General features: G+C 69.0%; 14 protein-coding genes and 1 pseudogene. 9 read left to right on the plus strand and 6 right to left on the minus strand.

From position 1 onward, the window contains the following. The first annotated feature begins 393 nt into the window (after window positions 1–393). From TNCT6_RS28670 to TNCT6_RS28680, 3 genes are all read left to right on the plus strand, one after another. Window positions 394–699 carry a transposase gene (locus TNCT6_RS28670; RefSeq protein ID WP_141363583.1) on the plus strand — a complete coding sequence of 102 codons (306 nt, stop codon included), beginning with the start codon at window positions 394–396 and terminating at the stop codon, window positions 697–699. Then, entirely contained in the window at window positions 696–1589 is an 894-nt protein-coding gene (locus TNCT6_RS28675; protein WP_141363585.1) for an IS3 family transposase, read from the plus strand. Before TNCT6_RS28670 ends, TNCT6_RS28675 begins: the two co-directional genes overlap by 4 nt. Before the next feature lie 87 nt (window positions 1590–1676). Further along, window positions 1677–2696: an IS701 family transposase gene (locus TNCT6_RS28680; protein ID WP_172633067.1), complete on the plus strand. Its 1020-nt coding sequence runs from the start codon at window positions 1677–1679 to the stop codon at window positions 2694–2696. Window positions 2697–3399: 703 nt separating this feature from the next. Here the strand turns inward: TNCT6_RS28680 and TNCT6_RS28685 are convergent. From TNCT6_RS28685 to TNCT6_RS40080, 4 genes are all read right to left on the minus strand, one after another. Then, on the minus strand, window positions 3400–4461 hold the full coding sequence (locus tag TNCT6_RS28685; RefSeq protein WP_141363589.1) for a 1-acyl-sn-glycerol-3-phosphate acyltransferase: 1062 nt from the start codon (window positions 4459–4461) through the stop codon (window positions 3400–3402). After that, window positions 4458–5333 carry a patatin-like phospholipase family protein gene (locus TNCT6_RS28690; protein ID WP_141363591.1) on the minus strand — a complete coding sequence of 292 codons (876 nt, stop codon included), beginning with the start codon at window positions 5331–5333 and terminating at the stop codon, window positions 4458–4460. The genes TNCT6_RS28685 and TNCT6_RS28690 overlap by 4 nt, the downstream gene beginning before the upstream one ends. Before the next feature lie 325 nt (window positions 5334–5658). Next, window positions 5659–6141 carry an ATP-binding protein gene (locus TNCT6_RS28695; protein WP_172633068.1) on the minus strand — a complete coding sequence of 161 codons (483 nt, stop codon included), beginning with the start codon at window positions 6139–6141 and terminating at the stop codon, window positions 5659–5661. A 250-nt stretch (window positions 6142–6391) separates the two neighbouring features. Beyond that, window positions 6392–6529: a hypothetical protein gene (locus TNCT6_RS40080; RefSeq protein WP_172633069.1), complete on the minus strand. Its 138-nt coding sequence runs from the start codon at window positions 6527–6529 to the stop codon at window positions 6392–6394. 371 nt (window positions 6530–6900) lie between these two features. Between TNCT6_RS40080 and TNCT6_RS28700 the strand changes: the two genes are divergently transcribed. The 3 genes and pseudogenes from TNCT6_RS28700 to TNCT6_RS28710 form a co-directional block, all read left to right on the plus strand. After that, window positions 6901–8019, plus strand: a complete 1119-nt coding sequence (locus TNCT6_RS28700) for a ferredoxin reductase (RefSeq protein WP_141363594.1) — start codon at window positions 6901–6903, stop codon at window positions 8017–8019. 70 nt (window positions 8020–8089) lie between these two features. Next, on the plus strand, window positions 8090–9157 hold the full coding sequence (locus TNCT6_RS28705) for a fatty acid desaturase (RefSeq protein ID WP_373996249.1): 1068 nt from the start codon (window positions 8090–8092) through the stop codon (window positions 9155–9157). A 66-nt stretch (window positions 9158–9223) separates the two neighbouring features. Then, window positions 9224–9559, plus strand: a pseudogene (locus TNCT6_RS28710) (transposase); the annotation flags it as partial. Here TNCT6_RS28710 and TNCT6_RS28715 read toward each other — a convergent pair. Together TNCT6_RS28715 and TNCT6_RS28720 are read right to left on the minus strand one after the other, a co-directional pair. Beyond that, entirely contained in the window at window positions 9553–9945 is a 393-nt protein-coding gene (locus TNCT6_RS28715; protein ID WP_141363598.1) for a hypothetical protein, read from the minus strand. The pseudogene TNCT6_RS28710 and the gene TNCT6_RS28715 overlap by 7 nt on opposite strands. A gap of 33 nt (window positions 9946–9978) precedes the next feature. Beyond that, the gene (locus TNCT6_RS28720; RefSeq protein WP_141363600.1) at window positions 9979–10203 is read right to left on the minus strand and encodes a hypothetical protein; all 225 of its coding nucleotides are present in this window, start codon (window positions 10201–10203) and stop codon (window positions 9979–9981) included. 456 nt (window positions 10204–10659) lie between these two features. Between TNCT6_RS28720 and TNCT6_RS28725 the strand changes: the two genes are divergently transcribed. The 3 genes from TNCT6_RS28725 to TNCT6_RS41130 all read left to right on the plus strand — a co-directional run bounded on the left by TNCT6_RS28725 (window position 10660) and on the right by TNCT6_RS41130 (window position 13495). After that, window positions 10660–11898 (plus strand): IS256 family transposase, encoded by a 1239-nt coding sequence (locus tag TNCT6_RS28725; RefSeq protein ID WP_141363601.1) that lies wholly within the window; start codon window positions 10660–10662, stop codon window positions 11896–11898. A 359-nt stretch (window positions 11899–12257) separates the two neighbouring features. Continuing rightward, entirely contained in the window at window positions 12258–12755 is a 498-nt protein-coding gene (locus tag TNCT6_RS41125; protein WP_253266252.1) for a helix-turn-helix domain-containing protein, read from the plus strand. 92 nt (window positions 12756–12847) lie between these two features. Continuing rightward, window positions 12848–13495: a hypothetical protein gene (locus TNCT6_RS41130; RefSeq protein WP_253266253.1), complete on the plus strand. Its 648-nt coding sequence runs from the start codon at window positions 12848–12850 to the stop codon at window positions 13493–13495.

Below are 13495 nucleotides of genomic sequence, written 5' to 3' on the forward strand. Positions count from 1 at the left end.
AGTTGGCTGTTTAGAGAGTTGGCGCATTCTATCGAAACGTCCGGGCGGAGAGGAGGATGTAATGCTTCCCCTGCTCGAGGTGTGACAATCAAATTCTGGTGTGTTCGGCGCTGGAGGAAGCCGCGGCAACGTCTCGTACAGCGGGGTCCACCTGGCGGTGGTCGCAAGCTGCCGCTCGGCTGCGGCATTGGCCTTGAGGTCCTCCGAAAGTCCTTCATCGCCAGCGGTGGTGTTCTCGCTTTCTCCGCATCAAGCCGAACTACGAACCTTGTGAGAGAGCGCTCGGCGGAGCATGTGTGTTGCACCGCCCCTTGTACTACAGCCGGTGAACCTTCCCCTTGATCGTGGACACCTGGAAACTGGGACATGAGGTTCCAGAGGAAGTAGTGCCAGGTGGGAAGCAAGAACAAACGCAGCAGGCGGTACACGGAGGAGTTCAAACGGGACGCGGTCGCGCTCGTTCGCTCCTCCGGGAAGACCGTCACCGAGGTGGCCCGGGAGATCGGGGTCAGCGCCGAGGGACTGCGGAACTGGGTCAAGCAGGACACGATCGACCGTGGGCAGGGGGCGCCGGGAGAGCTGACGACGGCCGAGCGTGAAGAGCTGCGCCGGCTGCGGAGGCTGGCCGCCGAGCAGGCGGAGACGATCGAGGTGCTGCGAAAAGCGGCGGTCTTCTTCGCGAAGGAGAGCGATCGATGAGCGAGGTGTACGCGTTCATCGAGGCGGAGAAGACCACCCATAACGTTGCTCTGTTATGCCGGCTGCTGAAGGTGGCCCGCTCCTCCTTCTACGCGTGGCTGGCCGGCGAGAAGACGCGCTCGGCGAGGAAGGCCGCCGATGACGCCCTGGCCCACGAGATCACCGTGCTCCACGTCGCCTCCAAAGCCACCTACGGGGTGCCGCGCATCCACGCCGGGCTGCGCCGGCTCGGACACCGCGTGAACCGCAAACGGATCGAGCGCGTCATGCGTGAACGCGGCATCAGCGGTGTCACACGGCGCAGGCGCAAGGGCCTGACCCGCCCGGCCAAAAGGGCGGTGCCCGCCCCGGACCTGATCGGCCGAGACTTCACCGCACCGGCGCCGGGGATGAAGCTGGTCGGCGACATCACCTACATCGCCACCGATGAGGGCTGGCTGTATCTGGCGACCTGGCTGGACCTCGCAACCCGCGAGATCGTCGGCTACTCGATGGCCGACCACCACCGCGCCGGCCTGGTCGTGGACGCGCTGAAGATGGCCGCCGGACGCGGGCAGCTGAAGCCCGGATGCATTGCGCACTCGGACCGCGGCAGTGAATACACCTCCGACGAACTCCGGCGTGAAATAGACAGGTTGGGACTGCATCAGAGCATGGGCCGCACCGGCTCATGCTTCGACAACGCCGCCGCCGAGTCGTTCTTCGCACTGCTGAAGGAGGAGATCGGAACCCGCAGCTGGCCCGACCGGTCCAGCGCCCGCGCGGAAATCTTCGCTTTCGTCGAGACCTTCTACAACCGACAGCGCCTACGCCGCCATCCACGCTGGGGCTACCTCACCCCGCTGGAGACCCGACAGCGCCTCGAACAAGAACACGCCCTCGTGGCGTAAGCATCGAGTGTCCAAGATCACGGGAAGCTTCACGGAGATCTTGTGGCGGGTTCTGTGGCGCGTCGTTGACCGGGCATGATGCTGGGTGTGACGGCTGAGCAGATAGCCGAGTGGGATGCGGAACTGTCCGTGTTGACCGGGTCGTTGGGGTGTTTGTTCAACCGTCCGGAGTCGCGGGTGGTGTTCGCGCAGTTCATCGAGGGACTGCTGGCGGAGCTGCCGAAGAAGAACGGCTGGACGCTGTCGGAGCGGGCGGGGCATGTCACAGCGGACCGGATGCAGTGGCTGCTCAACGGCTCGGTATGGGAGGCGGACCGGCTGCGCGGCGCGGTGCGTGACTACGTGCTTTCGCACCTGGGCGATGCGGACGCCTCGCTGGTCATCGACGACACCCAGGTTCAGAAGAAGGGCGCGAAATCGGTCGGGGTGGCCTTCCAGCACTGCGGACTGACCGGCGATGTCCGCAACTGCCAGACCATGGTGATGCTCACCTACGCCACCGCCGCCGGACACGCCTTTATCGACCCCCGCCTGTATCTGCCCGAAGAGTGGACCGCCGACCGGGAGCGGTGCCGCCAGGCGGGCGTTCCCGACGAGGTCGCCATCGCGACCAAGCCCGAGCTGGCCATCACCATGCTCGAACAGGCCCGGGCGGCCCGCGTTCCGTTCACCTGGGTGCCGGCCGACGCCGGCTCCGGCCGCGACCCGCAGCTGCGGGCCTGGTGTCACCAACGAGTGGTGCCCTATGTACTCGGCGTCCCGGTCGACCTGCCCCTCGACGGCCCGCCCGGCAAACCCCGCCACCCAGCCGTGAAGCGCGCCGATGGCCTGCTCCACCACGCCAAGGCCCGTGACCAGTGGGAACGCCGCTCCTGCGGCGACGGAGCCAAGGGCACCCGCCTCTACGACTGGACGGCCTTCGCCATGACCGTGAAGGACGAGGACCCGGCCGACACTTTCACACACTGGCTGGTGCTGCGACGGTCCCTTCACCCCAACCGGCGCGGCAAGGACGGCCAACTCCACAGCGAGATCGCCTACTTCCTCGTCCACGCCCCCGCCGACACCGCCATCTCGGAGATCATCGCCCGGGCCGGCGGCCGCTGACAGATCGAGGAGGACAACGAGATCAACAAGCAGCTCGTCGGCCTGGCCCAGTACCAGGTCCGCAAGTGGACCCCCTGGCACCGCCACGTCACCGCCTGCATGCTGGCCACCGCGTTCCTTGCCGTCCAACGCGCCGCCTTCCCCGAACCCGACCAGGACCCCGAGCTGGAACAAGCTCCTGACCTGGGAAAAGACCAGAGCACCGGCGAGAGCGGGGCCACCGGCTGATCCCCGGCCCGCTCCTGCGGCCCTCCGTCCACGCCATCCGGCACTGCCTGGCCGCCACCCACCTCAACCCCCGCCACCCCGTCGAGACCGTCCTGACCTGCGAGTTATGGCGCCGCCTGCACCAGACCCGTGCCATGGTCAGCCACTACCGACGCCGCGGCGACCCGCTACCGCCCCGCCTGCGGCCCTGGGAGCACCACCGGCCTATCCCGCCGATCACCGACCCTCAAGATCTCCGGCTGTAGTACCGGCGGGATATCGAAGCCGCGCACAATGGCGCTCACGGCCTCGATTTGATGGTCACTGATGGGCGTCATCTGTTTTCACTGCTGCGGGGCGGGTTGTGGTGGGTGGTTGGTGTTGATGGTGTCGTCTGGTTGGTGAAGATTGTTGTCGTTTCACCGGGTGGGGTGGATGACGCCTGCGTGGGCGGGAGTTGGTGGATTCCGGGGCTGGGGGAGTGCGGGTTTGGACCTCACGCGTGCGTCGCGTCCGGGGTGGCGTGATCGGCGATCCAGTGGTCGACGCGGGCCCACTGGGTGAGCAGCCACTCGCTGCGGGCATCGTCGCCCGGCGGGACGCGGCTTGGGGGTATGCGCCACCAGTACACTCGCACGCTGTCGCGTAGCGGCAGCCGGCTCCAAGCGGTGCGTGCCGAGTGGACGACGTCGAGGCCGGTGTGGGCGACGAAGACCACGTCGGCCGTGGGCGCGGCGGCGATCGCGGCGAGGGCCCCGGCGTCCTGCGGCGGCAAGACATGGTGCATTTGTTCCGCGCGGGACGCCCGGCGCGGCAACCCCCGGCGCCGCAGCGAGGCGATTGCGCGTCGGCGGCGGCGCGGTGTGAAGTTGCCGCCCTCCGGAAAAATCACGAGGGCGTCACCCGGGCCCAGCCCGGCCGCCAGGCCCCTGATCGCGTCCTCGGCCTGGCCGCCGAAGGGTGGAAGGAAGCAGTGGGGGACCCGCCCGATGAGGACGTCGAGAGCGGGATCGGTGCGTAGTGTCCGCTTCAGGACCGTGTGGGGGCGCAGTCCGACCTGGCTGAGCAATGTCTGAAGCAGCAGGAAGGAGTCGCCGACCCCGGCGTGCCGTGCGAAGACCAGGACCGGCGCCGCCGCGTTTCCGGTCCCGCTTGGCGGCGGGGGCGTCACCTCCACCCGGAGCCGGAAGACCCGCTCGCCCGCACGTCGTAGCAGCCGCAGCAGCCTCTCCAGCACGGCGAATGCATCGGCGGCGCGCCGCTCCTGGCGGTCCCGCCTGTCGGGCAGTCGCCGCGCCCACAGGCCGGCGGCGGCCACCAGCCCGGCCAAATCCACCAGGAGGTACACCAGGGCGAAGCCGGTGATCCGAACCGGCCTCCAGGGGCCGCGGGTGGCGAGCGAGACCGGCGCGCAGAGTACGCCCGCGGCGAGGAGGAGCGCGGCCACCATGGGGATGAGGACGACCAGCAGCGCGGTGGTGGTCGTGCGGCGCAGCCCGGTGAGCACTGCATCGGTCAGCCGCGCCGGGCGCCTTCGGGGCGCAACCGCATCGGTCATGGCGTGCCGTCGGGTGCGCTGAGAGCGGTCTCGAGGTACCGGGAGGTGGCCGCGTAGGCGCGCTCGATGCGCTCGGCAGTCCGGCCGAAGCTGCGGTACCGCAGCTGCCGCAGAGTGGCTGTGCCCTCCTCGGGGCCCGAGCCCGAAGGCAGCACGCGGACCGTAACGCCGGGCGGCAGGTCCGCCATGTCGCGGGCGAACCGGTGTCTGCGAGCGATCTCGAACGCCACCAGTGCCACCTGCCAGGGAGCCCGCGGCGGGGAGAGGGCTCGCTCGACACGGCCGACCTGCAGGACGTAGACCTCGGTCGCGCCGAGGGCCACTGCGCGGCCGACGGGGATGCTGTTGACCAAGCCGCCGTCGACGAAGTGCTCGCCGTTGAGCCGGACGGGCGGCAGCAGCCCGGGCACTGCGCACGAGGCGAGTACCGCGTCCACCAGCGGCCCGGCGGCGAACCAGTGCTCGGCGGCCCGTTCGATGTTCGCCGCGACGCACTGGAACGGCAGGGCCAAACCCTCGATATCAGTCACCGGAAGGTGGGAGGAGAGCAATTCTCGCAGCGGCGTGGGGTGGTACAGGTGAGTGCCACTGCGCACGGCGGTGCTCAGCCGCCCGAGCAGCGACCCGGAGAATACGCCGGCGCGCCCAAGGCCGGTCCACAGGTCAGCGAGCTGGGTTACCGACGCCCGCGACGGGTCGGCCGCGACGGCGGCGCCGTTGATCGCGCCAACCGAGGTGCCGACGACGAGGTCCGGGTGCACGGCGGCGGCGAAGAGCGCCTTGAGCATGCCAACCTCGTAGGCGCCGAGTGCACCGCCGCCGCCCAGCACGAAGGCACGGGTCGGCGGGCGGGTGGGCCGGCTGTCCTCCATGGCCGAAGGGTGCCCCGACACGGCGCCGCCAACCAGCAAGGGACCCGTCACCGACCACGGCCTGCTGGTCCTGCGCGCCGACTCCGCGTCCTACGCGAGCGCCGATGGCTACCGGGCCGCGGCGGTCCCACAAGTCGGGACCCACCGCCGCGGCCCGCTCCTCCTGAGCAGCTCGCCCGATTGCGGGCGGAGCGAGGGCGGGACGGTTCCTGCAGTCCGCCCGATCGCCCAGCCCCTCCCGATTACGTGGACCACCGGACTGTGCGGCTTTCAGGCATGGTCCGGCAGCGGGACACAGGCGGAAATGGGGAGCTGCAGGCCAAGATCACAGCTGGAGCGATGCATTGTGGGAGGCAAGGGCTTCGGGGCACCGGAAGTGGACGAAGATGATCTTGCCTCCGTGTTTAACCGGAGCAACGGTCACTCCGCCTCCGTACAGCTTGGCGAGGTCGACAACCGTGCGTAGCCCCTCGCCTGCGTCCGCGCGCGTTGTGGGTGGAATGTGTGGGTCACGGTCCGCGACACCGACCACCAGGTAATCGGCACCTACCGTAATAACGACTTGTGCGCTGGGAGAGCGATCACCTGTGTGCCTCACCACGTTCGTGACCAACTCGCTGACGACCAGCAGCACCGCGTCGACCAGAGCGGAACCTGGCGCCACTTCCCACTCCGCGAGCGCCGCCTGCGTGGAGACGCGTGCCTGATGAACCGATGCCGGCTCCGTCGGCACGCTGAAGACGCGGCGGCACGGGCCCAGAGGTAGTACCTGCGTCTCGGCCGTCGTCGCTCGGCTGGACCACCTCATGACGCCTCCCATGACCGGAGTGCCTGTCGGACCGCCTGAACCGCGTAAAGAGACCCGGCGGCCAGGGGGATTCAGGCCAATGCCTCCTATTCACGGTGGCCTACCAGCGGCCATGACTATAAAAGCGGGCATTATTCGCATACCCGCTATACGTGCGGCCGTACTCAGCTTGGACGCCTAACGACAGTGGCGAGTGCACGCCCGCCCGCCTTGCCGCTACACCCCGATGTAGGCGACCACGGCGATGGTCCTACAGGGCGGTGACGCAGTTGCCGCCGGGCTGCTCCTTGAGCGCCCCAGCGATGTCGTCGCCGCTGATCGGGCGACTGGTGTGCCACTTCCCGGCCGCAGCCCGGGCGCTGGCGACCTGCCGGGCAGGCAAGGACATTGCCGAACGGCTCAACGACCAGCAGACCGCCGAGCTGCCCGGACCCGGTCCGGCCTCCCGGCGAGCGGCTCCAGCGGCAATATTCGACACCGGCGACCTCCTGGCCCGTTGTGCGACTCCTACGCCGGTGCACCGCCTCGAGCGACAATTCCGGCAGCGACACCACCGGGCCGCCCGCGCACAGCACCGCGTCTGTTAGGCCCATCGGGGTGATCCTGCCGACGCGCCCGACCGGTTCGCGGAGTGCGTACGACTGGCGCACGATTGATCCCGGACGGGACAGCAACGCCTCACTGTGGTGTCCGAATCTCACCGGGCTGGACCGCCGACGATCGAACCCCGCGACCGGGGCGAACGAAGGAATCCAGAGCATGGCGTTGCCCGTTCTCTCCACCTTGCGCGATCAAGCGGGGCGGCTTGCGCTCCAGGCCGCGGGCCGGCTGACCACTCCGCTCCTGCCCGATGACTATCTGGCGCTGCTCGACCCCCTCCTGTCGGCCAGGTGGCCGGCCGGGCGGGTGCAGGCCATGCTGCAGGAGACCCCGGAGGCCACGACCCTGGTGATCCGGCCGGGGCGCGGCTGGTCCGGACACCGGCCGGGGCAGTACGTGCCGGTCGGGGCCGAGATGGACGGGGTGCTCACTTGGCGTACGTACACGATCTCCTCCGCCCCCGGGCGGCGGCCCGGAGAGCCGTTCGCCATCACCGTGAAGGCGCTTCCGGGCGGCCGGGTCTCGACGCACCTGGCACGCCGCGTGCGCCCTGGCACCGTGCTGCGGCTCGGCCCGGTCCAAGGGGAGTTCGTCCTGCCGGCCGGGGCGCTGCCCGGGAAGGTGCTGATGCTTACTGCCGGCATCGGCGTCACGCCGGTGATGAGCATGCTGCGCGCCCTTGCCCGGTCCGGGGGTCACGCCACGGCGGACGTGGATGTGGTGATGGTGCACAGTGCGCCGGACGCCGAACGCACCGTCTTCGGGGCGGAGCTGCGCGCACTGCACGCCGCGCTCCCGTGGTTCCGGTTGTACGAGCACCGCACCCGCCCTGCCGGGCACCTCACGGTGGGCCGACTGTCCGCACTGTGCCCCGACTGGCGCGAGCGGGACACCTGGATGTGCGGCCCCGAGGCGATGCTCGACTCCTTCCAGCAGCATTGGCAGCGCGAAGGCAGCGGGCACCGGCTCCGCCTCGAACGCTTCCGCCCTTTGGCACTGCTTCCCCCGGCCCGCGCGGGCGCGCCCGGCCGAGTGCGCTTCCTCCGCAGCGACGTCGAGACGGACGCGGGTCCGGACACCCCGCTGCTCGACATCGGCGAGGCCGCCGGAGTCCTCATGCCGAGCGGCTGCCGTATGGGCATCTGCTTCAGCTGCGTGAGCCCCCTCGTGGCGGGGCGGATCCGTGACCTGCGTACCGGCGAGGTCTCCGGCGAGCCCGGCGACCTCGTCCAGACCTGCGTGTCGGCCGCCGCGGGCGCCGTTGCCCTCGACCTGTGAGACCCGCGAGATCTGCGCGGCCCGTTCACACAGCCACCGTACCGAGAGAGTGAGAGGCGATCCCATGACCCTGCACGCCGTCCGATCCATCGCCCCGGAGGCCCTCGTCGACGTGGAATCCTTCGGCCGCGAGCTGGACGCCCTCCGCCGCGAGGTCCTCGCCGAACGCGGGGCCGAGGACGTCCGCTACATCCGCACCCTCATCGCCGTGCAGCGCGGCCTGGAGGCCGGCGGACGGGCCGCGCTCGCCGTCTCCCTGCTGCCGCCGGCCTGGCTGGCCGGCACGGCGATGCTGACCGTCGCCAAGGTGCTGGAGAACATGGAGCTGGGCCACAACATCCTGCACGGCCAGTGGGACTGGATGCGCGACCCGGCCATCCACTCCACCACCTGGGAATGGGACTTTCCCACCCCGTCCGCGGCGTGGAAGCACACCCACAACGACCTCCACCACACCTGGACCAACGTCGTCGGCCGCGACCGCGACCTCGGCTACACCATCCTCCGAATGAGCGCGGACCAGCCCTGGCACCCCGCCCACCTGGCCCAGCCCCTCTACGCTGCCGCGATCGCCCCGGTCTTCGAGTGGACCATCGCGCTGTACGACCTGGAACACGACGCCGTCCTCGACGGCCGCAAACCGCTGCGCGTCTTCCTCGGCGACCTGACGGACATGCTCCGCAAGGCCGCCCGGCAGGCCGGCAAGGACTACCTGCTGTTCCCGCTGCTGGCCGGCCCCTCGGCACTGCCCTGTCTGCTCGGCAACCTCACCGCCAACACGGCCCGCAGCATCTGGGCGCACACCGTCATCTTCTGCGGCCACTTCCCCGACGGCGCGGAGTCCTTCACCGCGGACGAGATCGAGGGCGAGACCCGCGGCGAGTGGTACCTGCGCCAGGCCCTCGGCTCCGCCAACATCGAGGGCAGCCCGGTCTTTCACATCCTCACCGGCAACCTCAGCCACCAGATCGAGCACCACCTCTTCCCCGACCTGCCCAGCAACCGCTACGCCAGGATCGCCCCACGGGTGCGCGCACTGTGCGAGAAGCACGGCGTCCCCTACACGACGGGGCGGCTGGTACGGCAGTACGCCTCCGTCTGGGCGCGCATCTGGCGCCTGGCACTGCCGGGCTCATAGATCACGACACCAGGGCAGCCGGTCACCTGGGCAGGGGTTGTCGGCGGGCTGGAGACGTCCGCGCAGCTCGCCACCTCCGGCGGGAGCGCCCTGGCCGCAATCCACACCGCCCGCTCCGAAGTCCGGCAACGTGTCTGGGAAACGGCCGGTGATCGAGCTCCGGATGCCGGTGGGCAGGTGAACGTGGACCTGGACGGAGTACTGGTCGTCGCCCACTCGGACAAGCAGGACGCGGCCCCGACCTGGAAGAAGGCCTACGGGCACCACCCGCTGATGGGATTCGTCGACCATGGCTCGGGAGGAACCGGCGAACCCGTCGCTGCACTCCTCCGCCCCGGGAATGCAGGCTCGAACACGGCCGCCGACCATATCGCCGCCGCCCGGCTGGCCCTCGCTCAACTGCGCGGAGGTGTAGAAGACGCGCTGGAGTCTTCGGTGATGACGAGTGGCCGGTGGAGGTTGCCGCTGAATCGGCCCCGCGGCGTACACGGCGGACGGTCGAGGACGGCCTCGGCGCGACCGAGTACGGCGGGCGTGACCGCCGCGATCACGCCAACCTTCCGCCCACGACTCCCCAGCAGTCGCAGGGCATCGGTGACGCGCGGGTAGACGGGCTTGCCGTCGTAGCCGACCCGCCAGGCGTTGCCCCTGGCGTCGCCGTCCAGGGAGATGCCGATCTGCAGGCGCGGGTACAGCGAGTCGAAGAGGTTCAGCCACTGCTCGTCCAACAGCACGCCGTTGGTCTGGAGCGAGACGCGGACGACCGTTGGGCTGTGAGGCCAGTTCACGGAGGACGTCGGCGATGTGGTCGCGGCCAGCGGTCAGCGGTTCCCCGCCGTGCAGTTCGACCGCGAGGGGGCGCCCCCGGAAGAGCCCTCGACAGCGTCTGCCGCGGCCTGCGGTACCGGGCAGGAGCATCCGGCCTGTTCGGTGGGCCGTTCGCCACGCAACTTCAGGATCACCGATACGGCGCTGCCGGTGTCCTCGGTGTCGAGTCCGCGGTACAGCTGGGCGATCGGGTCGTGCTGTTCGGTGGTGCGGCGCATCGGCTGCCTCCTGGGTGGCCGAGACCGGAAAGGATCAGTCGTACAGGCGTCCCAACAGGGCGAGTTGGTGCGAGACCCGACCGCCCTGGGCGATGGCCACGAAAAGAGCCTTCCAGCTCCGTGCGGACTCTGGGCGGACAGGTTGTCCATAGGAATCGTTGGTGAACTCGGCTTACTTTCAGTCGAGTTGTGGTATCGGCGCGGGATTTTCGGTTGTCGGTTCGTCGTCCGGGCGAGGTGGCGTCCGTAGGCGTGGTCTACTGGGTCACGGGTGTACGGAGGCGACGTATCGAGCGGCTGTTGCCGGTCCGCCGTTCGGCGGTTGCGTCCAGGGAAGTGGTGTACGGGTTCGACCTGATCCGGGGGTTTGTTCCGGCGTCGGGATGAGGCCCGCATAGACGAACGGCCACCGGCTGATCTTTCAAGACGACCAAGTCTTTGAAGGAGATCAGCACGATGACCGCACCTGACAGTCTGCCCCTGCACGCCCTCGCGGAGGACAACCTCGCCTCGGCGAGTCCCGATCTGCTGCGCGCGATGGTCAAGACGTTCGCCGACGCGCTCATGTCCGCGGAGGCTGACGCTCTGTGCAACGCCGAATACGGGCAGGTCAGCGCGGAGAGAGTGAACCACCGCAACGGCTACCGCCCACGTGAGTGGGACACCAGGGCGGGAACCGTAGAACTGGCCATCCCCAAGCTCAGGTCCGGCAGCTACTTCCCGCACTGGCTCCTCGAACGGCGCCGCCGGGCCGAGCAGGCCCTGATCTCGGTGGTCGCCACCGCCTACCTGCTCGGTGTTTCCACCCGGCGGGTCGAGAAGCTCGCCGAGTCCCTCGGCGTCACCCAGCTGTCGAAGTCCCAGGTCTCCGCGATGGCCCGGCACCTGGACGAGCAGGTCACCGCGTTCCGCAACCGGCCCCTGGACGCCGGACCGTATGCGTTCGTCTGGGTCGACGCCCTCACGCAGAAGGTCCGCGAGGGCGGCCGCATCATCAACGTCCACGCGCTCATCGCGGTCGGGGTCAACGCCGACGGCCACCGCGAGATCCTCGGCCTGGACGTCGCCACCGCCGAGGACGGCGCCGGATGGCTCGCCTTCCTGCGCTCACTGATCGCTCGCGGCCTGTCCGGCGTCCAACTCGTCGTCTCCGATGCCCACGCCGGCCTGGTCGACGCGATCGGCGCCGTCTTGCCCGGCGCATCCTGGCAGCGCTGCCGCACCCACTACGCCCGCAATCTGCTGAGCCAGGTCCCAAAATCGGCCCAGCCCTGGGTGGCCACCCTGCTGCGGACTGTCTTCGAACAGCCCGACACCGACGCGGTGAAGGCCCAGATGTCACACGTCCTGGACGCACTGGAGGCCAAGTTCCCCAAAGCCGCCGCCCACCTCGATGCCGCCCAGCATGACCTGCTGGCCTTCACCGCCTTCCCCCGCGAGAGCTGGCGGCAGATCTGGTCAAACAATCCGCAGGAACGGCTGAACAAGGAGATCCGGCGTCGCACCGACGTGGTCGGTATCTTCCCCGACCGCACGGCCGTGATCCGGCTCGTCGGTGCCGTGCTGGCCGAGCAGAACGACGAGTGGACCGAAGCCCGCCGCTACATGGGACTCGACCTGCTCGCCAAGGCCCGCCTCCACCCGATCGAGTCGGAAACCGACTACACCGCCCTGCCCACCGAACTCACCGCATAGCCTCAAAACGAGATCACCGAGTGGCCGTCGATACACCACTACAGCGGACGTGACCCGTTCGGCCCCTGGAGGTCGTCGCGGGTTAAGGCGGCGCGGACAGTTTGTCCATAGGTACTTCTCTGCGAGCTCTTGACGGCAGAGCTGCAACGACTCCCGAATGTTGTCCTGTTTGTTGGGTAATACCCTCATTCGATCTGGATCCAAAGGCTTTGCTTGAGGTCTCGGATGTGGCGCCAGCAGGCCTCGCCCGCTGGTCGCGGTGCTTCTGGCTCTGTTAACACTTGGCGACCATGGTCACGGTCCAGGGCCCTTTCCGTACCCTGATCCGAGTGCTCCATCGCGAAGGGACAGATCCACCGATGAGTGAAAACCTGACGCTGGGAGACCGTCTCCGTACGGCACGCAGGACACGGAAGCTGTCTGCCGCCCAGCTGGCACAGAAGGTCGCAGTCTCCCCGAGCTACGTGCAGAAGCTGGAGTCCGGCGCGCGGAAGGCCTCACCGTCGCTGGTGCTGGCGCTCGCCAAGGCGCTGCGCTTCGGTCCCGAGGTCCTGACCGGGCAGCCGTACTACGGTGAGCCGGAAGCCGAGGACGGCGTTCACGCTGTCATTCCCGAGCTGCGCCGCCTCCTGCTCTGCTACGACACCCCCGACGACCTGGAGATCGCCCCGCGCGCGCTTCCTGTGCTCGCCTCGGAGGTCGACCAAGTGGCGGCCCTGCGTCGTGACGCACGCTACGCCCCGATGGGCCCCCTCCTGCCGCCGATCATCACCGAGCTGACGCACGTGCCCTCGACGGCAGCAACGGTGACAGGAACAGGGCGTTCTGGCATCTCGCGCGCGCCTACCGCGCCGTGAACTCGCTCGCTCACAAGATGGGCCACCACGACCTATCGAACACGGCGTTGGAGCGTGTCCGGTGGGCGGCCAACCGCTCTGGCGACCCCCTGATGCAGTTCACGGCTGGCTATCTGGTCGCCGGGGCGATGCTCCGCCAGGGTGCCTACTCGCCAGCACGCCGCAGGCTCGTCGCGCTGCGCACCGAGCTCGAGCGGCTGCAGCCGGAACGCTCCTTCACGGAGGACGCGCTCGCGGTCGACGGCGCTCTGCTGCTGAAGCTCGCAGTCCTGGAAGCCCGCGAGAACAACTCCGATCGTGCCGAGGCGTACCTGAGGGAGGCGGAGCAGGTGGCGCTCATGGGGGGCAACCGCGACTCCCTGGCGTACGAGATGTCGTTCGGCCCGACGAACATCCGCATCCACGAGGTGCACGCGATGATCGACATGGGCGACACCGAGCAGGCTCTCGCCCGCCTGGCCGAGTGGTCTCCAGTCTCCGGCGGCGAGTGGGCGCCGCCCACGACGACCGTCGGTGAGCGGTCGAGCCACCACTTCATCGACGTGGCGTCCGCGAAGCTCGCTGTGGGCGACAGGGCCGGCTCCTTCGCCGATCTCAAGCGGGCGCGGAAGGTCGCACCGAACCATACGCGGTTCCACCCGTCCGTTCGCGAGACCACCGCATCGCTGCTCAGGATGGACACCCACCTCTCCAATGAGCTTTCCACGTTCGGTAGTTGGACGGGGATTAGCGCAACGTGA

The organism is Streptomyces sp. 6-11-2, assembly GCF_006540305.1.
Taxonomy (GTDB): domain Bacteria; phylum Actinomycetota; class Actinomycetes; order Streptomycetales; family Streptomycetaceae; genus Streptomyces.